Source organism: Paenibacillus hexagrammi (assembly GCF_021513275.1).
Lineage (GTDB): Bacteria > Bacillota > Bacilli > Paenibacillales > NBRC-103111 > Paenibacillus_E > Paenibacillus_E hexagrammi.
Window position 1 is genome coordinate 1,973,958 of record NZ_CP090978.1, and the last position, 21,234, is coordinate 1,995,191.

The 21,234-nt window shown below is 48.3% G+C and carries 18 protein-coding genes, 1 pseudogene and 1 riboswitch; of the genes and pseudogenes, 12 read left to right on the forward strand and 7 right to left on the reverse strand.

Features of this window, described 5'->3' with window-relative positions; genetic code table 11:
* Nucleotides 1–22 precede the first annotated feature (22 nt).
* Nucleotides 23–757: a TraR/DksA C4-type zinc finger protein gene (locus tag L0M14_RS08495; RefSeq protein WP_235121724.1), complete on the reverse strand. Its 735-nt coding sequence runs from the start codon at nt 755–757 to the stop codon at nt 23–25.
* Between the two features lie 159 nt (nt 758–916).
* On the opposite strand from L0M14_RS08495, the gene lspA reads away from it, so the two are divergent.
* From lspA to L0M14_RS08510, 3 genes are read left to right on the forward strand one after another with little or no spacing between them, the layout of a single operon-like run.
* On the forward strand, nt 917–1,435 hold the full coding sequence (gene lspA / locus L0M14_RS08500) for a signal peptidase II (protein ID WP_235122856.1): 519 nt from the start codon (nt 917–919) through the stop codon (nt 1,433–1,435).
* Nucleotides 1,410–2,360, forward strand: a complete 951-nt coding sequence (locus L0M14_RS08505) for an RluA family pseudouridine synthase (protein ID WP_235121725.1) — start codon at nt 1,410–1,412, stop codon at nt 2,358–2,360. The genes lspA and L0M14_RS08505 overlap by 26 nt, the downstream gene beginning before the upstream one ends.
* Nucleotides 2,361–2,403: 43 nt before the next feature.
* Nucleotides 2,404–3,561 (forward strand): aminotransferase A, encoded by a 1,158-nt coding sequence (locus L0M14_RS08510; protein ID WP_235121726.1) that lies wholly within the window; start codon nt 2,404–2,406, stop codon nt 3,559–3,561.
* Nucleotides 3,562–3,632: 71 nt separating this feature from the next.
* Here the strand turns inward: L0M14_RS08510 and L0M14_RS08515 are convergent, their stop codons facing one another.
* From L0M14_RS08515 to L0M14_RS08530, 4 genes are all read right to left on the reverse strand, one after another.
* Nucleotides 3,633–4,757 (reverse strand): N-acetyldiaminopimelate deacetylase, encoded by a 1,125-nt coding sequence (locus L0M14_RS08515; RefSeq protein ID WP_235121727.1) that lies wholly within the window; start codon nt 4,755–4,757, stop codon nt 3,633–3,635.
* A gap of 21 nt (nt 4,758–4,778) precedes the next feature.
* Nucleotides 4,779–5,489, reverse strand: a complete 711-nt coding sequence (gene dapD / locus L0M14_RS08520) for a 2,3,4,5-tetrahydropyridine-2,6-dicarboxylate N-acetyltransferase (protein ID WP_235121728.1) — start codon at nt 5,487–5,489, stop codon at nt 4,779–4,781.
* 591 nt (nt 5,490–6,080) lie between these two features.
* Entirely contained in the window at nt 6,081–7,964 is a 1,884-nt protein-coding gene (locus tag L0M14_RS08525; RefSeq protein ID WP_235121729.1) for an ABC transporter ATP-binding protein, read from the reverse strand.
* Entirely contained in the window at nt 7,961–9,697 is a 1,737-nt protein-coding gene (locus tag L0M14_RS08530; RefSeq protein ID WP_235121730.1) for an ABC transporter ATP-binding protein, read from the reverse strand. Before L0M14_RS08530 ends, L0M14_RS08525 begins: the two co-directional genes overlap by 4 nt.
* A gap of 117 nt (nt 9,698–9,814) precedes the next feature.
* Here L0M14_RS08530 and L0M14_RS08535 point away from each other — a divergent pair, with 117 nt between their 5' ends.
* From L0M14_RS08535 to L0M14_RS08575, 9 genes and pseudogenes are all read left to right on the forward strand, one after another.
* A complete protein-coding gene (locus tag L0M14_RS08535; RefSeq protein ID WP_235121731.1) occupies nt 9,815–10,306 on the forward strand; it encodes a MarR family winged helix-turn-helix transcriptional regulator in 492 nt (163 codons plus the stop codon).
* A gap of 296 nt (nt 10,307–10,602) precedes the next feature.
* Entirely contained in the window at nt 10,603–11,157 is a 555-nt protein-coding gene (pyrR, locus tag L0M14_RS08540) for a bifunctional pyr operon transcriptional regulator/uracil phosphoribosyltransferase PyrR (RefSeq protein WP_235121732.1), read from the forward strand.
* Entirely contained in the window at nt 11,154–12,062 is a 909-nt protein-coding gene (locus L0M14_RS08545) for an aspartate carbamoyltransferase catalytic subunit (protein WP_235121733.1), read from the forward strand. The genes pyrR and L0M14_RS08545 overlap by 4 nt, the downstream gene beginning before the upstream one ends.
* Nucleotides 12,063–12,083: 21 nt before the next feature.
* A complete protein-coding gene (locus L0M14_RS08550; protein WP_235121734.1) occupies nt 12,084–13,367 on the forward strand; it encodes a dihydroorotase in 1,284 nt (427 codons plus the stop codon).
* A gap of 120 nt (nt 13,368–13,487) precedes the next feature.
* The gene (locus L0M14_RS08555) at nt 13,488–14,660 is read left to right on the forward strand and encodes a glutamine-hydrolyzing carbamoyl-phosphate synthase small subunit (protein ID WP_235121735.1); all 1,173 of its coding nucleotides are present in this window, start codon (nt 13,488–13,490) and stop codon (nt 14,658–14,660) included.
* Nucleotides 14,647–17,856, forward strand: a complete 3,210-nt coding sequence (carB, locus tag L0M14_RS08560) for a carbamoyl-phosphate synthase large subunit (RefSeq protein WP_235121736.1) — start codon at nt 14,647–14,649, stop codon at nt 17,854–17,856. Before L0M14_RS08555 ends, carB begins: the two co-directional genes overlap by 14 nt.
* 16 nt (nt 17,857–17,872) lie before the next feature.
* Nucleotides 17,873–18,600 (forward strand): annotated as a pseudogene (pyrF, locus tag L0M14_RS08565) (orotidine-5'-phosphate decarboxylase).
* 49 nt (nt 18,601–18,649) lie between these two features.
* The gene (pyrE, locus tag L0M14_RS08570; protein ID WP_235121737.1) at nt 18,650–19,291 is read left to right on the forward strand and encodes an orotate phosphoribosyltransferase; all 642 of its coding nucleotides are present in this window, start codon (nt 18,650–18,652) and stop codon (nt 19,289–19,291) included.
* 92 nt (nt 19,292–19,383) lie between these two features.
* Nucleotides 19,384–19,471, forward strand: a riboswitch (cyclic di-GMP riboswitch).
* Between the two features lie 20 nt (nt 19,472–19,491).
* Nucleotides 19,492–19,698, forward strand: coding sequence for a putative motility protein (locus tag L0M14_RS08575; RefSeq protein ID WP_235121738.1), 207 nt, complete (start codon nt 19,492–19,494; stop codon nt 19,696–19,698).
* A 112-nt stretch (nt 19,699–19,810) separates the two neighbouring features.
* Here the strand turns inward: L0M14_RS08575 and L0M14_RS08580 are convergent, their stop codons facing one another.
* Complete coding sequence (locus tag L0M14_RS08580) at nt 19,811–20,521, reverse strand: SDR family oxidoreductase (protein ID WP_235121739.1); 711 nt, start codon at nt 20,519–20,521, stop codon at nt 19,811–19,813.
* A 54-nt stretch (nt 20,522–20,575) separates the two neighbouring features.
* Nucleotides 20,576–21,157, reverse strand: coding sequence for a TetR/AcrR family transcriptional regulator (locus L0M14_RS08585; protein ID WP_235121740.1), 582 nt, complete (start codon nt 21,155–21,157; stop codon nt 20,576–20,578).
* Nucleotides 21,158–21,234: the final 77 nt, after the last annotated feature.

Consider the following 21,234-nt stretch of genomic DNA (forward strand, 5'->3'; position numbering starts at 1 on the left):
TCGCTCGTTTAGCCTGTCTCCTTTATTTATCGAGATCAAACTCGCTTTCCGGCTCCAAAGAGTGATCTCCTTCGCCGCTGCTCATATAGTCGCGGTACGCTTTGTTTCTAACAATATTAACGTGTTCGCCATACATGTCAGTTGCTATGAAGCTTTCAAAGGATTCTACAAAGCCTTCATGTTCATCAGCTTCGATATACATGTCTTTGTAGTCGTCAACATTCGGATCTTCAGCGAAAGCGGGCGTGTTCGACGTACCCCAGCTTTCCACGATTTGCCAAGCGTCTTCTCCATCGAATCCGTTTTGAGTGTCTAGTTCATCCAAGCTTGTACGCCCAAATGGAGGCTGGAGGAACTTTTCTTCTACAGGTCTGCGTTCGGATTCATGTGGGTCAGGCACGTGATCAATGCTGTAAAGTGTAGTGGGAATAGCCTGAAGCCTTTCAAAAGGAATCGGCTTTTGGCTCAAGATACAAATACCGTAGTTTCCTTTTTCCATTCGATCGAGAGCTTCATTGACTTGACGGAGATGGAACTCGGCATGCTCATTTAATGAGATATCTTTGCCTCTCTCGTAAATTTCAGTACCAATGTCACCCGGATGATTGTCATACATGGAGAGTTCGCCCGTATTTTCAATGAAGGATTGGGATAAGCCGTAATTATCGTTTCGGTCAAAGTGCCGTTCCAGATAGAGCTTTTCTTCCAAAAGTTGCAGTTTCAACTCTCTTAGTTGCTGTTCGGTAAGATGATTCATGATTGCAGCTCCCTTCTTACAGGTGTTCCATAATCGTTATCATTCCGAGCAATGATCTTTTTTAGTGAGGTAATTGTTTCAAATCACGGCAAGTCCTCAGAATAAGCTTGAAGTCATTCTACTTAAGGAAAAGCATAGGAGGGAAGTCCGTTGAAATCCGTGAAATACTATGTATATGCGCTTATTGTTTTCTTACTAGACCAAGCTGCGAAATGGATGATTGTTAAACATATTCCGCTTCACGAGGAACGCTCCGTCATCGGTCAGTTTTTTGTCATTACTTCACACAGAAACCGCGGAGCGGCATTCGGTATCCTGCAAAATCAAAGATGGTTCTTTATTCTGATTACCTTGATCGTGGTAGTTGGGATTCTGTGGTACATCCGCCGCACGATTCGCGAAGGCAAGGTAATGCTGTCATTTGCGCTTAGCCTGCTGTTAGGCGGAGCTTTGGGTAACTTCCTGGACCGCGCTTTGTTTGGTGAGGTTGTGGATTTCTTGCAGTTTACTTTTGACTTTACCTTGTTTGGAAAAGCCATTTACTATATCTATCCAATCTTTAATATAGCGGATTCAGCCATTGTAATCGGTGTTATCCTTATATTCCTTGATTCTTTACTGGCTTGGAGAAAAGAGAAAAAAGGAGCAGAACATGAGCAAAAACCTGATCTCGAATGAGTCCCTGGCCTCGGAACCGGCCGAATGGGTGGTCTCGGCTGAATTCGATCACGAGCGTATCGACAAGTTTATTACTGAATCATTGGAGGAAGAAGTTTCTCGTACTCAAGTACAGCAATGGGTCAAGGATGGACATGCTACGGTCAACGGTAGAACGGTTAAAGCGAACTACAAGCTTGCTGAAGGGGACCATATTATCTTAACCATTCCGGAGCCAAAGGCTGTCGAATTGACGGGTGAGCCCATTCCTCTAGAAGTTGTTTACGAAGACTCGGATGTCATCGTCATTAACAAGCCGAGAGGTCTTGTTGTACACCCGGCACCGGGACACTATTCAGGGACATTGGTCAATGCGCTCCTGTACCACTGCAAGGATTTGTCAGGCATTAATGGTGAGCTGCGTCCCGGTATTGTGCATCGTATTGACAAGGATACCTCGGGACTTATTATGGCTGCCAAGAATGATAAAGCTCACGCTTCTTTGGCGGAGCAATTGAAGGATCACACGGTAAATCGTAAATATCTAGCTCTGGTGCATGGGAATATTGAGCATGAGCATGGAACGATTGATGCTCCGATTGGTCGGGATTCTCATGATCGGAAGATGTACACGGTGACAGACAAAAACAGCAAGCACGCGGTAACTCATTTTGTCGTTTTAGAACGGTTCGGTGACTTCACTTTAGTTGAACTGAAGCTGGAGACAGGAAGGACCCATCAGATTCGCGTACATATGAAATTTATTGGTCAACCGCTTGTCGGGGATCCTATGTATGGAAAAAGCAAAGGCATGCTCATGGAGGGACAAGCGCTTCACGCGGCAGTGCTCGGCTTTATTCATCCTCGTACAGGGGAACAGCTTCAATTTGAAGCGCCTCTGCCTGAAGATATGAATTCACTGCTGCTTTCATTGAGAACGACATAGGGTATTGTCTTGGCAAGGAGCTAAAAGAGGTGGAGAAACAACGATGGAGCATTTAATAAACCCTGAGGTCAGGGATATTCAAATATCGGGCATTCGTAAAATTTCCAATCTAGTCAGTACGATCCCTGGAGCCTTGACACTGACCATTGGTCAGCCGGATTTCCCGACACCGAGGCACATTATTGAAGCGGGTCAAAGAGCATTAGATGAAAATAAGACGGTGTATACCGCCAATCCCGGAATCATCGAATTGAGACAGGCTGCTTCCGCATTCGTAGGCCGTAAATATGGACAGCGTTATAGCGCGGCAGACGAAATTCTTGTCACTGTCGGAGCTAGTGAAGCTGTCGATATTACGCTCAGGACGATTCTGACGCCTGGAGCTGAGGTGATTCTTCCGGCGCCAATCTATCCCGGCTATGAACCTCTGATTCGACTTGCCGGTGGGATACCTGTCTATGTCGATACGCGCAGCAATAATCTGAAGCTTACCGCAGAACTGCTTGAACCGCATATAACGCCTAAAACACGCTGCGTCATACTGTGCTACCCCTCCAATCCAACGGGGCAAGTTCTTTCTGATCAAGAGCTTGCGGATCTGGCAGCGTTGCTGGAAAACAAAGATATCTTCGTATTATCCGATGAGATTTACAGCGAGCTGGTCTATGGACAAAAGCATCATTCCATTGCTACAATTCGCAGCATGCGAGAAAAGACCATTGTCATAAACGGATTATCCAAGTCCCACGCAATGACAGGCTGGAGAATCGGGTTTACTTTTGCTCCAGCAGCCATTACACAGCATATGGTGAAGGTTCACCAATATAACGTGTCCTGTGCGAGTTCTGTCAGCCAGTACGCTGCGTTGGAGGCTCTAACGAATGGGTTTGATGATGCGCTACCTATGCGTGAGGCCTATGTGGCTCGCAGAGATTATGTGTATGATCGTCTGACTCAAATGGGCTTTGAACTGGATAAACCGGACGGCGCCTTTTACTTATTTCCTTCCATCACCCGATTCGGCCTACCTTCTGAACAGTTTGCAATGAGGCTGCTTCAAGAAGAGCATGTTGCTGTTGTTCCAGGCGATGCATTTACGACATTCGGCGAAGGATACATCCGCATTTCTTATGCCTATTCACATGAAGTTTTGGAGCAATCGCTGGACAGGTTGGAACGGTTTGTTAATAAGCTTATATAGAACCATGGATAACAAAGAACCTCCGAATGCGTTGAAAGCAGGAACGCGATTCGGAGGTTCTTTGTTAGGTTTTATTGACCGGATTTGTAACGAAGATAAGCCGCTACTGTATCGATGGCAAGATCAATTGCCTGTTCGTCCGGTTGTAATTTGGCATGGTGGAGGCCGTACGGCGTTTCAACGCCGAGCCAGAACATGAATCCGGGGATTTGCTCCAGGAAGTACCCGAAGTCTTCACCGGTCATAGCTTCTGTGCATTCTATCAATCTCATGGATTCGCTGCCGCGCAGCCAATCCATGAATTCAAGTGTCAATGCAGGATCATTGTATACCTGTCGGTAATTGGAGCCGTAATCGATGGATACCTGACAGTCGAATGATTGCTCGATCCCCGCAGCGACGGACTCGATGCGCTTCTTGACCTTCGCCATGGAATCTGCGGAAAGCGTACGTATCGTTCCTTCCAGGCGTGCCTTTTCTGCGATAATGTTTTGTTTCGTCCCAGCTTCCATGCGGCCGATTGTAATCACCGCGGAATCTAGCGGATTCACATTTCGCGCAACGATCGTATGCAACTGACCGACCATTTGCGATCCGACTACAATCATATCATTGGCTAGATGAGGATAGGCGGCGTGTCCACCTTTTCCTAGCAGGTCAATGAATAGCTCGGAAGTGTTAGCAAACAGGATTTCTGGTTTTGTTGCAATTGTACCCACCGGATATTCCGGAGCGATATGCAGCGCAACGATCTGATCCGGCTTCCAGTCTTGGAGTTCCTCGGCTGCGAGCATGGGAAGAGCACCTCCAGGACCCTCTTCCGCCGGTTGGAAGATGACAATCAAGTCATCTTCCATGGGTTCATGGGCAAAGTTCGCCGCGATGCCCATACCGATAGACATGTGCAGATCATGCCCGCATGCATGCATATACCCCGGATGCAGGGAAGGGAATGGCAGAGACGTCTCTTCCGGAATCGGCAATCCGTCCATGTCGGCGCGGTAACCGAAGCGCCGCTTCGGATTCGTTCCGGCAATATGGACGAGTATGCCTGTACGCCAAGTGCGAATCGTCATTCGATCCTGCGGAAGCTTGTCCAGGTAATCAAGAAGCAATTGCTGCGTTTTGAATTCCTGAAAGCCGGGCTCGGGAATTTGATGCAGCTGACGTCGCAGCTCTACGAAAGGGCTTGCCATGGGTTTTCCCTCCAAAGTTAATTACAGAGTGCGAAGATCCTGGAGAATTTCTGTTTTTGATTTGGTTTTGTCGTCCACTTTCTTAATCACTCGTGCAGGAGCTCCGGCAACGACTGTGTATTCTTCAACGTCCTGAGTAACAACAGCGCCAGCTGCGACAACGGAGCCTTTACCGATGCGCACACCTTCCAGGATAACTGCGTTTGCGCCTATAAGAACGTCATCTTCAATCACGCACGGTTGAGCTGAAGGAGGCTCGATAACGCCTGCTACAACAGCGCCTGCTCCGATGTGACACATTTTACCTACTTGCGCGCGGCCGCCAAGTACGGCGTTCATATCGATCATCGTTCCGTCGCCTACAGATGCGCCGATATTGATCAAAGCGCCCATCATAATGACAGCATTGTTACCGATATGTACTTTATCGCGAATGACTGCGCCTGGCTCAATGCGGGCGTTGATGCCTTTCAAATCGAGCATAGGAATGGCCGAATTGCGTCGGTCCGCTTCCACCACATAATCTTCGATCAAAGCTTTGTTTGCTTCCAAAACTGGGCTGATTACGCTCCACTCTCCGAATACGACGCCGCTTCCTCCGGAAATAAAGGCTTGGCTGCCTTCACCGAAATTAACGTCTTCAAGGTTCCCTTTTACATATACTTTCACAGGAGTCTTCTTTGTGCTTTCTTTAATAAATTGAATAATCTCTAGCGTATTCATTTCTGACATGGTTACATCTCCTTATGTAATTAGATTGACTCTCCTATATTATCAGAAAGGACGCGTTTGAGCCAATGCGTTTCGATGATTTTGTCGAAAACAAGCGAACAGAAGGGTGGCGTAATGCGGTAAAACTCGAACACCCTTCTATAAGAAAAAGCTTGAATAGGTTAATCGGCCAGTATTGAATTCCTCAGATTTGTGATGCTTTTTTGCAATGCGCGGAGACACTGCGTATTGTTGTAAACGATTTATGCTCACATAGAACGGAGCTGTAGTTGGTACGAATATCGCGAGTGAAATAGAACCAGCCGAATAGATCAAACCAAAGAGGAATCGTCACTGAGCCAGTCCAGAAACTTGCACGCTTCGATACAGATGGTGGATTCATATTCCTATTCCTATAGCTGTAAGAGTCTCGGAATGAATTGCCTTGTGATGGAGTCATGAGTACTTATCTCTCCTTTAAGGTCATGTTCGATATTCTCATTCTACACAGTAGCAAACAGAGACTCTTCGGTCTGTGGATGTAGTTCGCAAAAGACCCGCGAATGAAAAAACAAGCAAGACTCTGAGTAGAGCCTTGCTGCTGTTTGTCGATCAAGAAGGGTCCATTGAGACCTTTTGGGCGAATTGACTATTATATAGGTCCGCGTAGAAGCCGTCTCTTTCGAGCAGCTGTTCGTGCGTTCCTTGCTCGACTACGGAACCGTGATTCATCACAAGAATGAGGTCAGCATCGCGGATGGTGGAGAGTCGATGAGCAATCACAAAGCTGGTTCGCCCATTCATCAAACTGTGCATAGCCCGTTGTATGGAAGCCTCAGTTCTCGTATCCACGCTGCTGGTTGCCTCGTCAAGGATGAGGATGGCCGGGTCGGCGAGGACAGCTCGAGCGATTGTAAGCAGCTGCTTTTGCCCGTGGGAAAGATTAGATGCTTCTTCGTTCAATATCGTATCGTAGCCATCAGGCAAGGTGCGTATAAAATGGTCCGCATAGGCCGCCTTGGCAGCGCTCACGATCTCATCCTCCGTTGCTCCATCTCGACCATAGGCGATATTGTCACGGATGGTGCCGCCAAACAGCCAGGTATCCTGTAAAACCATGCCGAACAGCCCGCGCAGCTCGCTTCTGCTCATCGTCTTGGCGTCAATTCCGTCGATGAGTATACGACCGCCGCCCAATTCATAGAATCGCATAAGCAGGTTTACGATTGTCGTTTTACCCGCGCCGGTTGGACCTACAATGGCAACAGTTTGACCTTGCTTCACATGGATGTTCATATCCTGAATGAGCGGTTCCTCAGGTTTATATGAAAATGCAACATGCTCGAACTGCACGTGACCCCGTGCTTGCTGAGAAAGCTTTCTCTGTGCCGGCTCCTGTAATTCTTCAGGTTCATCAAGCAGCTCGAAAATCCGTTCAGCAGCAGCGATGGTCGATTGAATGACGTTGGCAATGTTCGCAACTTGGGTGATCGGCATTCCGAATTGTCCGGAATATTGAATGAAGGCTTGAATATCGCCGATTTTTACAGCTCCGTGGGTTACCATAATGCCGCCGATGACACTGACAAGCACATAACCGATATTGTTGATGAAGGACATCAGAGGGAAGATTAAGCCGGAAATGAATTGAGCTTTCCATCCCGAATGATAGAGACGTTCATTGATTTCGTTAAATTGTTCGATCGATTTGCGCTCATGTCCGAAAGCTTTGACAATGGTATGTCCGGTATACATTTCTTCAATGTGACCGTTTAGCTGACCGAGTGCCTGCTGCTGTCCTTTAAAGTAATTCTGCGATCTGGAGGCAATCATTTTCGTTCCGAGGATGCTCAAAGGCAGTACAATAATAGCAGCTAGAGTCAGAAGAGGACTGATGGTCAGCATCATGATGACGATACCGAGCAGTGTAACTAGCGATGTGATAAGCTGAGTTAAGCTTTGCTGCAGGGTAGAGCTGATCGTATCCACATCATTGGTGGCCCTACTCATGGTATCTCCGTGGCTGCGAGAATCGAAGAAGGAAAGAGGAACACGAGCCAATTTATCACTGATCTGCTTGCGTAGATTGAATACAATCTTCTGGGTAACACCGACCATGATCCTTTGTTGGATGTAGCTCAATATGGCGCTTAATACATAAAGTACAGCGAGTATAACAGAAATACGCAGAATGGCGTTAAAATCGATAGCTGCCCCGGGAAGTTTTTTTAGTTTAGCCATGGAACCTTCAAACAAAACGGTTGTGGCGTTGCCCATTAATTTCGGAGCAACAATGCTGAATACCGTACTCAATACAGCAGTGATCAAGACAAGCGTTAATGAGAGACGGAAGGGAAGCATGAAGCTGATTAATCGCTTTAGAGTCCCCTTAAAGTTTTTCGCTTTTTGTACGGGTCTTCCCATCGCTCCCATGCCTCCACGGCCAAAATGTCCGGGATGAACGCTAGGAGACGGTTTGTTCTGCTTTTCGCTCATGCAATCTCCTCCTCTGACAGCTGGGAAGCGACGATTTCCTGATATACCGAGCACGTCTTCAGCAGTTCTTGATGCGTGCCGATTCCCATAATGCTGCCCTCATCCAGCACAATGATCTGATCTGCATCCATGATGGTGCTGACGCGCTGAGCCACGATGATCATAGTTGCTTCTTGTATCTCAGCTTTTAGCGCAGCCCGAAGTTTAGCGTCTGTCTTAAAATCAAGAGCAGAGAAGCTATCATCAAATACAAAAATATCGGGCTTGCGCGCTAAAGCACGAGCGATAGATAGACGCTGCTTTTGACCTCCGGATAAGTTAGTACCTCCCTGAGCAAGAACGGATTGGTAGCCGTCTTTCATTTCGCCAATAAAATCGGACGCCTGGGCGATTTGTGCGGCGTGACGAATTTCATCTTCTGTGGCATCTTGCTTGCCAAAACGGATATTATCAGCAACAGTTCCTGAGAAGAGAAGTGCCTTTTGAGGCACATAACCAATATGTTCTCGAAGCTGGGCGAGGTCAAGCTTATTCAGTGGAACTCCGCCAACCTCAATCGAACCCTCGGTAGTATCGTAAAAACGTAAGAGCAGATTGATGAGTGTTGATTTGCCTGCACCTGTACCGCCTATGATCGCAGTTACCTGACCTGGCTCTGCCCGGAAGGAAATATCCCGAATCGCTGCTTGTTCAGCCCCTGGATAACTAAAGGTAACATGGCGAAATTCAACTGCACCTTTCCCAGCTGAGGACCCAAAAGATGAATTCGTTGCACCTGCGTTAACAGAAATGGAAGACGTGGTGGCAAATACTTCATTAATACGAACGGAGGAAGCCGATGCGCGTGGAATCATGACGAAAATCATGGTCATCATGAACATGGAGAACATAATTTGCATGGCATATTGAATGAAGGCCATCAGATCTCCGATCTCGATTTGATTATGGTCGATTCGAATACCGCCGTACCATAGAATCACGACCACACCTAGATTGAATACCAGCATCATGAGAGGCATCATGGTTGACATGATTACATTGACTTTAATGGCAGTTTGGGTGTAATCAAGGTTAGCCTTTTCGAATTTGGCCTGCTCATGTCCGGTTCGGTTGAAGGCGCGTATGACACGGATTCCAGTCAAATTCTCTCGCAGCACTAGGTTGATCTTGTCGATTTTGACCTGGAGAGATTTAAACAGAGGAATTCCTTTGCGCATGATAGCAAAAATTGCAAAGGCTAATATCGGGATGATGGAGATGAGCACAATGGACAATTGGGCATCTTTGTAAATGGCCATGATAACCCCGCCGATTAACATGGTGGGCGCTCCGATGAACATTCGCATCATCACAATTACCTGCTGTACCTGAGCAATATCGTTCGTTGTGCGTGTAATGAGTGAAGAGGTGCTTAGTTTATCGAATTCACCTAGGGAGAAGCTTTCTACATGGGTAAACATTTTTGAACGCAGGTCTCTCCCGAAGCCTGTAGCGGAACGAGCGAGCAAATAGCTTGCGATCACCACACAGACGGTAGCTCCCAAAGCGACGCAAAGCATGTACAGACCATACTTGAGAATAAAGGGTACATCGCCTTTCACGACACCGGTATCGACAATATCGGATAGCAGTGTAGGGAGATACAGCTGAGCCAAGGATTGCAGCAGCATCAGAACAATTACTGCAATCAGTGGAAGGCGATAAGGCTTCAAGAGCCTAAACAAGGTAAACATGAATGTCCTCCTTTGCATCCAATGCAATTATAATGTATACTTATAATAAGTATACTTATTAAATTCGGGTGATTTTAGTTTACTTAACTCTTTCCAAGACGTCAAGGAGGATTTGCCATGAAACCGACAAACTCACCAGCAGACAGGCCGATCCATGCCGCCGAACTGATTCAGGCTATTTTTCGCTCTGCACACTACTTTCGGCAAGGCTTTGAAACTGGCTTCTCAGAGTCTGGTGTTCCTTCCTACTTAACAGGACCTCGCTTACGTTTATTGTCGATGATAGCGGACGCAGGGCAAATTCGGATGAACGATTTGGCAGCGAAAATGGGCATTAAGCCGATGACGGTTACACAGTTCGTCGATGCATTAGAGAAGGAGGGGGTGTTGATTCGAACTCCAGACCCTACGGACCGAAGAGCAACCCTTCTTCAATTGACAGAATCAGCTCCTCCGCAAATGCGGAAAGCACGTCAAGTATTTAATGAACTTTCGGAAAACTTGCTGCATGGACTCAGTAACGAGCAACGTATGCAGCTATATGATATTTTGTCCGTTTTGGAAGGTTTTAGGCATTCTTGTTCATCCGACGAGAAGAATAAGGAATAGGAAGTTTATTCTTAAATTATATCTTGACTTCTCTTGTCGAAAATGGGATAATTTTTTTAAATTAAATATGTACCTTTAAAAACAGTCCAGAGAGGCTGGCAAGGTAACCGTAATATGAAGACAGCCATACGAATGAGAGGGTATTCTCCGTATGTGTAATCTTGGGGGTGAGGTGCACCCTCACGACCTAGTCTTTATTCGCGTGCACATGTAACTCCTTGCCGAACAATGGCGAGGAGTTTTTTGGTTGCTCGGAACCGGGGGTACCTGTGCAAATCGAGAGGGAGGCTGTAAGGATGGACGAGACCACCGAACACAGTATTATGGACGAAATGGGAATTCGCAGAGCCCTCACACGGATTGCCCATGAGATCCTGGAAAAGAATAAAGGTGTAGAGAACTGTACACTGATCGGAATACGAACTAGAGGGATCTACTTGGCTAAGCGAGTAGCGGAGCGAATCCTCGAGATCGAGGGTGTCCCGGTACCGGTAGGAGAAATCGACATCACATCTTACCGCGACGACAGGATTAAGGTCAAAGCGGTCGAAGACATCCAAGAAGGCGGCAACCTGCAAATCCAGGATCGGAAAGTGATCTTATTCGATGATGTACTCTTTACGGGCCGTACCGTGAGAGCTGCGATGGATGCCTTGATCGACCTTGGCAGACCGCAGATGATTCAATTGGCGGTTCTCATTGACCGCGGGCATAGAGAACTGCCGATTCGACCTGACTTTGTAGGGAAGAATGTTCCAACTTCCAAAAGTGAAAAGATCGAAGTTCTACTGACAGAAATCGACGAGAATGATCAAGTGCTTATATTTCAACAGAGGGGGAAACAAGAATGAGTATCGCTGGAGTACAGGCAACGAAGCATTTCTTGGGCTTGAAAGGGCTAAGCGCGCAGGAGATTACGAGCATATTGGATCGCGCAGCATACTGGGAGCAGTATCCGATTAAAATAGCCAATCAGCTCCAAGGGAAATTTGTAGCCAACCTCTTTTTTGAAAACAGCACCAGAACTAGATTTTCCTTCGAGCTAGCGCAAAAGAGACTGGGAGCAGAGGTGCTGAATTTCTCGGCGGCTGAGTCCAGTGTGCAAAAAGGGGAATCGATCTACGACACGGTACGCACGCTAGAGTCGATGGGGATCGATGCCGGAGTCATTCGATTGAAGCCGATCGGGGTACTTCAAGAACTGGCTGAGAAGATCAAAGTTCCGCTCATTAATGCGGGCGACGGCAACAACGAGCATCCGACGCAAGCGCTGCTTGATTTCTATACGATGCGCAAGCATTTTGGTGAAATCAAAGGGCTGACAATATCTATCGTTGGCGATATCCTGCACAGCAGAGTAGCAAGATCGAATCTGTGGGGACTTCAAGCGTTAGGAGCTAAGGTTCAGCTGTGTGCTCCGGATAATATGCAAGCGCCAGAGCTTGCCGAGTTTGCTCCTTATGTATCCTTCGACGAAGCGCTCAAAGCAGATGTCGTTATGATGCTTCGTGTGCAGCTTGAGCGGCATGATAAAGGGATGATCAAATCCGCAGAAGAGTACAGAGAACAATACGGTCTGACAGTTGAACGCGCAAGCAAAATGGCTCCTCACGCTATCATCATGCATCCGGCGCCGGTTAACCGTAATGTTGAGCTGGACGATGAACTGGTTGAACATGAGAAGTCGAAGATTTTCACTCAAATCGCAAACGGCGTGCCGATCCGCATGGCGGTCATCGAGCGGGCTTTATCATAGAACAGGGGGCAATCAAAGATTATGGGAATTTGGATTGTGAACGGTTTTACAGTGAGTGCCGATAATGTACAGACGAAACAGCACATCTTCGTTGAAGGTGACAAAATTGTTCAAGTACTAAATGCAGAAACAGACGCTCAGCCAAACACAGAGGGACATACCGTTCTTGATGCGTCAGGCAAACTGGTGGCTCCCGGGTTCATCGATATGCACGTTCACCTGCGTGAACCAGGATTCGAACACAAGGAAACCATTGCTACAGGTACCCGTTCGGCAGCAAGAGGCGGATTTACGACGATTGCTTGCATGCCGAACACTAGACCGGTTATTGATACGGTTGATACCGTAAATTACATAAAAGATAAAGCAGAAACAGAAGGTGTCGTGCGAGTTATACCTTACGGCTGTATTACCAAGAATGAGCTCGGCCGTGAGTTGACGGATTTTGCAGCGCTGAAAGAAGCGGGTGTCGTTGGCTACACGGATGATGGCGTGGGTGTCCAAAGCGCTCAGATGATGAAGGATGCAATGGCGCTTGCCGCATCGCTGGGCATGCCGATTATCGCACACTGCGAAGACAACACACTTGTCGAAGGAGCAGCGGTAACTGAGGGGGCGTTTGCCAAAAAGCACGGTTTGAAAGGAATTCCGAACGAATCCGAGGCCATTCACGTAGGACGCGATGTGCTGCTGGCTGAAGCGACGGGCGTTCATTATCATGTGTGTCACGTGAGTACCGAACAATCTGTTCGCCTCATCCGTCATGCTAAGCAGTTCGGGATCAAGGTAACCGCTGAGGTTTGTCCACATCACTTGGTGCTGTCGGATGAAGATATTCCTGGTATGGATGCTAACTGGAAAATGAACCCTCCGCTTCGCACGCCTCGCGATGTACAAGCCGTGATCGAAGGGCTTGAGGACGGTACGATCGACATGATCGTAACGGATCATGCGCCGCACAGTGAGGAAGAGAAAGAGAAGGGAATGCAGCTTGCGCCTTTCGGCATTCTAGGGTTTGAAACGGCGTTCCCTCTGCTGTACAGCAAGTTTGTTGTGACTGGAAAATGGACGCTCGGGTTCCTGGTAGACAGAATGACTGCCAAGCCTGCTGATGTATTTGGTCTTCCTTACGGAACACTCCATGCCGGCAGCGCTGCTGACATTACCATTGTTGATTTGGAAACGGAACAAGAAGTTCTAAAAGAAGAGATTGTATCGAAGAGCAAGAATACGCCGTTTATCGGTTGGAAGCTGCAGGGCTGGCCAGTAACGACGATTGCTTCCGGGAATATCGTCTGGTCATAATGGGCTATACGGCGAATGAAAATTCGTGTATATTTATACAGAATGATAATTATTTATACAAATCAGACACATCTTCGGTTCCCAGGAGCCGGTTGACTATAGCGAAGGAGCTGAAAGTACATGCAAGCAAGATTATTGCTGGAAGACGGCACGCTTTTTACAGGTAAATCGTTCGGTGGCGAAGGCGATTCTGTCGGCGAAGTAGTGTTCAATACAGGGATTACAGGTTATCAAGAGGTTCTCTCCGATCCATCTTACTGTGGACAAATCGTGACCATGACGTACCCGCTGATCGGGAACTACGGTGTGATCCGCGATGATTTTGAGTCTGTTCGTCCATTTATTCACGGCTTCGTAGTGCGTGAGCATGAAGAAATTCCTAGTAACTGGAGAGCGCAGTATACGCTGGGCAGCCTGCTGAAGGAATACGGCATCATCGGCATCAGTGGTATCGATACACGTATGCTTACGCGCAAAATCCGTCATCACGGGGTTATGAAGGCTATGCTGACAACCTCTAATAAATCGGTTGCAGAATTGATGGAGCAGCTGAAAGCTACTCCGCTTATGACTGACCAAGTGTCCCGCGTCTCCACGAAGAGTGTCTTCGGTGCACCAGGCCACAAAGAGCGTGTTGTACTCGTTGACTTCGGAGCGAAGAGCGGCATTATCCGCGATCTTAGCAAACGGGATTGCGATGTTGTCGTCGTGCCACAAGATGCGACTGCTGAACAAATCCGCAGATTGGCTCCGGACGGCATTCTGCTGTCCAACGGCCCTGGGGATCCAAAGGATGTCTCCCATGCAGTGGGTATGATTAAAGAGCTTCTCGGCGAATTCCCGATTTTCGGTATTTGCCTGGGCCATCAGCTATTCGCACTAGCTTGCGGTGCTGATACGGAAAAACTGAAATTCGGTCACCGCGGCGGCAACCATCCGGTCAAAGATCTGATTTCCGGTCGCTGCTACATCACATCGCAAAACCATGGCTACACCGTAAAAGATGATTCCATTCAAGGAACCGATCTTGAAGTGACGCACATTAACAATAACGACCGTACCATCGAAGGGTTGAAGCATAAAAATTATCCCGCGTTCTCCGTACAGTACCATCCAGAAGCGGCGCCGGGTCCATTTGATTCCAGCTACTTGTTCGATGATTTTATCGACATGATCCGCAAACACAAGCAGGATCATCCGCAGCAGCCACGTCAAGCGCAAATGCTAGCGAATTGGAAAGCTCAAGCAGCACAGACAGAGGAAAAGGGGGAACTTCAGTATGCCAAAAAATAATACACTCAAAAAAATTCTCGTTATCGGTTCCGGCCCGATCGTCATCGGTCAGGCTGCCGAGTTTGACTATGCAGGAACACAAGCTTGCCAGGCTCTGAAAGAAGAAGGCATGGAAGTTATCTTGATCAACAGCAACCCGGCTACAATCATGACAGATACGAATATGGCCGATAAAGTATACATTGAACCTATTACACTTGAATTCGTAACACAAATCATCCGTCAAGAGCGTCCGGACGGCTTGCTGCCAACATTGGGTGGCCAAACGGGCCTCAACATGGCGGTTGAGCTTGCACGCGCTGGAGTATTGGAAAGCGAGAACGTCAAATTGCTAGGTACACAGCTGACTGCCATCGAGAAAGCAGAAGACCGCGACCTGTTCCGTGATCTCATGAGAGAGCTGGAGCAGCCGGTACCGGACAGCGTAATCGTGACGACTGTGGCTCAAGCCGTAGAATTTGCTCAGGAAATCGGCTTCCCTATCATCGTACGTCCTGCTTATACACTAGGCGGTACAGGCGGCGGTATCTGTAACACCATGGAAGAGCTGACGGACATCGTCGCTTCCGGTATTCGTTACAGCCCGATCGGTCAATGTCTGGTTGAACGCTCCATTGCGGGTATGAAAGAAGTCGAGTATGAAGTTATGCGTGATGCTAACGACAATTGTATCGTGGTATGTAACATGGAGAACTTCGATCCTGTAGGCGTACATACCGGTGACAGTATCGTTGTGGCGCCTAGCCAAACGTTGTCGGACCGTGAATATCAAATGCTGCGCTCCGCTTCACTAAAAATTATCCGCGCCTTAAATATTGAGGGCGGTTGTAACGTACAATACGCACTGGATCCGCACAGTTTCCAATATTACGTCATTGAAGTTAACCCTCGTGTAAGCCGTTCCTCCGCGCTTGCTTCCAAAGCAACCGGTTATCCGATTGCCAAAATGGCAGCGAAAATCGCGATCGGCTATACACTGGATGAACTCGTAAACCCAGTAACAGGACAAACTTACGCTTGCTTTGAGCCTACACTGGATTACATCGTATCGAAAATCCCGCGTTGGCCTTTCGATAAATTCACTGCTGCCAACCGTAAGCTTGGTACGCAAATGAAGGCGACAGGCGAAGTTATGGCGATTGGACGTACCTTCGAAGAGTCCATTCATAAAGCCATTCGTTCCTTAGAAATCGGCGCACACCGCCTGTTCTTGAAAGAAACAGATCTGTTGGATCAAGAAACCTTGGAATTCCGACTGCAGAAGCCGGATGACGAGCGTCTGTTCCTCCTGGCTGAAGCTTATCGCAGAGGCTATACAGTAGAGCAGCTGCAGGTTTTAACCAAAATCGACTGGTGGTTCCTGAACAAGCTGGATGGCATGATCAAGTACGAGGCTGAGATTGTGAAGTCCGACCTGAATGCAGAGTTCCTGCTTGAAGCGAAGCGCAAAGGCTTCACAGACCGCGCCATCGCAGAAATCCGCACAGCTGCAGGTGCTGTGACTTTCACAAAAGAAGCGGAAATTCGGGCTCATCGTTTGCAGCAGAACATCAAGCCTGTTTACAAAATGGTTGATACTTGCGCAGCCGAGTTCGAAGCATCTACGCCTTACTACTACTCAACCTACGAGCAAGAGGATGAAGTAACGGAAACAAGCAAAGAGAAAGTCGTTGTATTAGGCTCCGGTCCGATCCGTATCGGTCAAGGAATTGAGTTCGACTACTCTACGGTACATGCCGTATGGGCGATTCAAGCTGCAGGCTATGAAGCGGTTATCATCAACAACAACCCTGAGACCGTCTCAACAGATTTTAATACATCCGATCGTTTGTACTTTGAACCCTTGTTCTTCGAGGATGTTATGAACGTCATCGAGCGCGAAAAACCAATCGGCGTTATCGTACAATTCGGTGGTCAAACCGCGATCAATCTAGCAGCACCTCTTGCAAATGCAGGAGTTCGCATTCTGGGTTCCGATCTGGAGAGCATTGATACCGCAGAGGACCGCAAGAAATTTGAAGCGCTGCTCAGCAAGCTGGCCATCGCACAACCGCCAGGCGGCACAGTGACTTCCGTCGATCAGGCTGTTGGTGTAGCTTCCCAATTCGGTTACCCGGTTCTGGTTCGTCCTTCTTACGTACTGGGCGGCCGTGCGATGGAGATCGTGTATTCTGACCAAGAGCTGCTGAGCTACATGGAATACGCTGTGAAAATCAATCCTGAGCATCCGGTTCTGATTGACCGTTATATGCTGGGTAAAGAGGTAGAGGTTGACGCAATCTGCGATAAAGAAACGGTCCTGATCCCTGGCATTATGGAACATGTAGAGCGCGCAGGGGTTCACTCCGGTGACTCGATCGCGGTCTATCCGCCTCAGAGCATCTCTGCTGAAATCAAGCAAAAAATCATAGATATTACGACAAAAATTGGCTTGGAGCTGAAGGTTGTCGGACTGGTGAATATCCAATTCGTTATCTTCAACGATGAAGTGTACGTGATCGAAGTGAATCCGCGTTCTTCCCGTACGGTTCCATTCTTGAGTAAGGTCACGAACATCCCGATGGCTAACGTAGCAACACGCGTGATTATGGGACAAAAGCTTGCTGATATGGGTTACCAAAGCGGCTTGTGGCCGGAAGATCATTACGTATCCGTAAAAGTACCGGTGTTCTCCTTTGCGAAGCTGCGCCGCGTAGATACGACGCTTGGACCTGAAATGAAGTCCACTGGCGAAGTTATGGGCCGCGATACCAACTTTGCAAAAGCGCTGTACAAAGGTCTGATCGGTGCGGGTATGAAAATTCCTCCGGCAGGTTCTGTAGTAGTAACGGTGGCTGACAAGGATAAGGAAGAAGCGATTGAGATTCTGAAAGGCTTCTACCGTCTTGGTTACAAATTGATCGCAACAGGTGGAACGGCGAAGGCGATTCACGAAGCCGGACTTCCGGTAACTACCGTGAACAAGCTGAGCGAAGGCTCACCTAACATTCTTGATCTGATTCGCAGCGGCGAAGCGCAGTTTGTCGTGAATACACTCACCAAAGGCAAAACGCCGGAACGTGACGGCTTCCGTATCCGCCGTGAAGCGGTAGAGAATGGCGTCGTTTGTATGACTTCTCTGGATACAGTTCGCGCGCTAGTCAATATGCTCGAGTCCATCAACTTCTCATCCCGCGCAATGCCTGTGTATGCGTAAGGGAGCGTGAAATAGGATGAGTACACTGACGCGAACCGACGTTGCCGGCCGCATCATGGTCGCGCTAGATTATCCTTCTGCGGAGGGTGCCTCCGAGCTGCTTAAGCAGCTCGAGGGCATCCCTTGCTATATGAAGGTGGGCATGCAGCTGTTTTACGCTGCAGGTCCAGGCTTTGTAGCCGGTCTGAAGGATAGAGGCTATAAGGTATTTCTTGATCTGAAAATGCACGACATCCCCAACACCGTTAAGGGCGGTGCGGAGAGCATTACGCGCCTTGGCGCGGATGTGTTTAACGTTCATGCGGCCGGAGGCAAGCGCATGATGGAAGCTGCGCTCGAGGGCGTGGACAAGGCCCTCGCCCGGGAGCCGGACGCCCGATTGTTATCGGCGTCACGCAGCTGACCAGCACCAGCCAGCAGGTGCTGAATGAAGAGATCGGCCTGCCGGGCTCGGTTGAGCAGGCCGTCATTCAATATGCCCGCCTGGCGCAAGCGGCAGGGCTGCAGGGCGTCGTCGCGTCACCGCTTGAGGTGACGCAGATCAAGGCGGCGTGCGGTGACGGTTTCGTCACCGTGACGCCTGGTATCCGCCCTGCGGGCGCGGATATCGGCGACCAGTCGCGCGTCATGACGCCGGCGGAGGCTTTCGCGCAGGGCACCGACTTTGTGGTGATCGGCCGTCCGATTACCGGCGCTGCCGATCCCCGCGCGGCGATCGAGTCGATCATCGACTCAGTCGTGTAAGTCTACATCAGCCAGTACCTGAAAAAACGAAGGGATGGATACGGAACCCATGAGTCAGCTTACGACGATTGCGAAGCAAATCGCTTCTTCACTTTTAGAAATCGAGGCTGTAGCGCTTAGACCGCATCAGCCTTTCACCTGGACTTCTGGTTTGAAGTCCCCGATCTATTGCGATAACCGGTTGACGATGTCTTATCCGGCGATTCGCGAACTCATTGCCGATGGATTTGCGGCGCTCATTAAGGAGAAGTTCCCAGAAGCAGAAGTCGTTGCCGGTACAGCAACAGCAGGCATTCCTCACGCAGCCTGGGTTGCTCAAAAGCTTGGTCTTCCGATGATCTATATTCGTGATAAAGCGAAAGGTCACGGTAAAGAGAATTTGATTGAAGGCTCCGTAAAGCCCGGACAAAAAGTCATCGTCATTGAGGACTTGATTTCGACTGGAGGCAGCTCGCTGAAGGCAGCAATTGCCGTTAACGAAGCGGGCGCAACAGCGCTCGGAGTCCTAGCGATTTTCTCCTACGAGTTGGATAAAGCCGTTAATGCATTCCAAGAAGCGGGTATGCCGCTTCATACGCTTTCCAACTACACTTCCTTGTTGGAAGTAGCGCTTGAGCAAGGCAAAATTAAGTCCGAAGACATGGAGCTTTTGCGTTCCTGGAGAGCGAATCCTGCTGCTTTCGGCGTATAATTCGGTCGAATTCTGTAGGAAATTGACGTGTATGGATTGACGGATCAGGGCGAAGTACCTATACTTAATGTATGTATTGGCAATGCCTTACATCTGCGAAATGGCAAATGGTGTGAAAGCACCAGACGCAAAGCTAAAGGGGCTAATCGGCTTGAGGTCGAACGCCAGCCAGCTGCCGAACGATGAGAGGAGGATTCTTCATGAGTGTAAATGCCATGCTATCCGCAATCGGAAGCGGGGACGCTGTTAAGCAAGCAGTAGGAATTAAGCTGCTGAGCAAGACAAACGATGCGCAAACGGCGCAAGCGAACGTGATGCTGCAGGATTTTGCTAAGTCACAACAGAAAATTTCAGCTGCTGCATCTGCGACACCGCATTTAGGACAAAATATTGATGTAAGAGCATAAATCTTGAGTTACTAAGGAAAGTACGGTGTGAAAATCCGTGCTTTCCTTTTTTATTTGTCTTAGGTCTAGCTGTAAAATTGAAATAAGCTCAGGTTTTCACATTTGTAACTGGTTACCATGGAAGCTGATCTCTTTTGTGGAAGAAGCCGCCTGTGGGCCCATCTGGGGGAAGCGTAGCTAGCCAAACTGCACTTTCTGCACCCTCGCTGATCTCCATCGGAGCGCTAGAGCCGCCCATATCCGTTTTTACCCAACCCGGATGACAGGCATTGACCTTAATCATGGTGTCGCGTAGAGAGATAGATAACTGTACGGTCCAGGCATTCATCGCGGCTTTAGATGTTGTGTAAGCAGGAGCAGATCTTTCACCGTACATGGGATTGGACAGCAATGTTCCGAGTGATCCTAGAATACTGGATTGATTCACAATTCTGCCTGCGGGGCTTGCTTTAATCCAAGGGAGCAGAGCCTCCGTTAGCGCTTGAGGGCCGAAAAGATTCACTTCAAAGCTGGCTCGAATCGCATCGAGATAGTTTTCAAGATGATCTGTATATACACCTGCATTATTGACAAGAACATCAAGCTTTCCATATTCAGCTTCTATTCTTTTCGCAACTGCTTCGATATGCACACTATTGGTCACATCCAGTTCAACACCGTGCGCTTCTATGTTCTCCTCTTGCAGCAAAAGAGCTGCTGTCTCCGACTTGTTCTTATTTCGAGCTCCGAGAAGTACGATAAAGCCCAATCGGCCCAACTGCCGTCCAATCTCAAGCCCTATTCCTTTGTAGGCTCCAGTAATTAAAGCAACTTGCTTTGTCATGTAAGTACCTCACAATCATATAATGTACCGATCAGTACAAAACTACGAAAAAAATTAATCGAGCATTTTGATGATTTGATGTATGGCCTGTTCAACGACTGAATGGTCTGGGCACGATTTCATCGTGACTGCTAGGCCCACGGCCGCGATAACAATGGCGCCTGCTATGGAAGAGGCATCTAAATTTTGTGAGAATTCTCCTGTATGTATGCCATTCTCCACAACTGACTGAATCAATGCAGTCAGCTGTTGCTGGTACTCTCTTGTGAACTGGGTAAATGGTTGATGATGTGGGGCTAATTCAACAATTGTGTTCACACACATGCAGCCCAGCTCAGGCTTACGCCCATCGCCGCTGTCAGCAATCCCCTGTAGATAGAGAAGGATGGCGGATCTAGCTGAGGGAGCGTTTTGAAGTTTTTGACGAATGAAGATGAGACTGCGCTCGGCATAAAGCGTTAAAGCAGCTTGAAACAACGATTCTTTTCCGCCGAACGTGGCGTATAGGCTCGGACGTTGAATACCCATGGCACGCGTTAAATCGGTGAGGGACGTAGCTTCATAGCCTTTCTCCCAAAAAACCATCATGGCGGCAGTCAATGCTGTATGTTCATCAAATTCCCGTGGTCTTACCATAATCTAATTCCTTTCTGTACTGATCGGTATAAAATGAGTGTACGCGATACGATTATCCGTGTCAAGGTATTAAATAA

Excerpts from the sequence above, each read along its gene's own strand:
- L0M14_RS08495 (WP_235121724.1), bottom strand. The coding sequence starts at position 757 with ATGAATCATCTTACCGAACAGCAACTAAGAGAGTTGAAACTGCAACTT.
- L0M14_RS08505 (WP_235121725.1), top strand. The coding sequence starts at position 1,410 with ATGAGCAAAAACCTGATCTCGAATGAGTCCCTGGCCTCGGAACCGGCC.
- L0M14_RS08510 (WP_235121726.1), top strand. The coding sequence starts at position 2,404 with ATGGAGCATTTAATAAACCCTGAGGTCAGGGATATTCAAATATCGGGC.
- L0M14_RS08515 (WP_235121727.1), bottom strand. The coding sequence starts at position 4,757 with ATGGCAAGCCCTTTCGTAGAGCTGCGACGTCAGCTGCATCAAATTCCC.
- dapD (WP_235121728.1), bottom strand. The coding sequence starts at position 5,489 with ATGTCAGAAATGAATACGCTAGAGATTATTCAATTTATTAAAGAAAGC.
- L0M14_RS08525 (WP_235121729.1), bottom strand. The coding sequence starts at position 7,964 with ATGAGCGAAAAGCAGAACAAACCGTCTCCTAGCGTTCATCCCGGACAT.
- L0M14_RS08530 (WP_235121730.1), bottom strand. The coding sequence starts at position 9,697 with ATGTTTACCTTGTTTAGGCTCTTGAAGCCTTATCGCCTTCCACTGATT.
- L0M14_RS08535 (WP_235121731.1), top strand. The coding sequence starts at position 9,815 with ATGAAACCGACAAACTCACCAGCAGACAGGCCGATCCATGCCGCCGAA.
- pyrR (WP_235121732.1), top strand. The coding sequence starts at position 10,603 with ATGGACGAGACCACCGAACACAGTATTATGGACGAAATGGGAATTCGC.
- L0M14_RS08545 (WP_235121733.1), top strand. The coding sequence starts at position 11,154 with ATGAGTATCGCTGGAGTACAGGCAACGAAGCATTTCTTGGGCTTGAAA.
- L0M14_RS08550 (WP_235121734.1), top strand. The coding sequence starts at position 12,084 with ATGGGAATTTGGATTGTGAACGGTTTTACAGTGAGTGCCGATAATGTA.
- L0M14_RS08555 (WP_235121735.1), top strand. The coding sequence starts at position 13,488 with ATGCAAGCAAGATTATTGCTGGAAGACGGCACGCTTTTTACAGGTAAA.
- carB (WP_235121736.1), top strand. The coding sequence starts at position 14,647 with ATGCCAAAAAATAATACACTCAAAAAAATTCTCGTTATCGGTTCCGGC.
- pyrE (WP_235121737.1), top strand. The coding sequence starts at position 18,650 with ATGAGTCAGCTTACGACGATTGCGAAGCAAATCGCTTCTTCACTTTTA.
- L0M14_RS08575 (WP_235121738.1), top strand. The coding sequence starts at position 19,492 with ATGAGTGTAAATGCCATGCTATCCGCAATCGGAAGCGGGGACGCTGTT.
- L0M14_RS08580 (WP_235121739.1), bottom strand. The coding sequence starts at position 20,521 with ATGACAAAGCAAGTTGCTTTAATTACTGGAGCCTACAAAGGAATAGGG.
- L0M14_RS08585 (WP_235121740.1), bottom strand. The coding sequence starts at position 21,157 with ATGGTAAGACCACGGGAATTTGATGAACATACAGCATTGACTGCCGCC.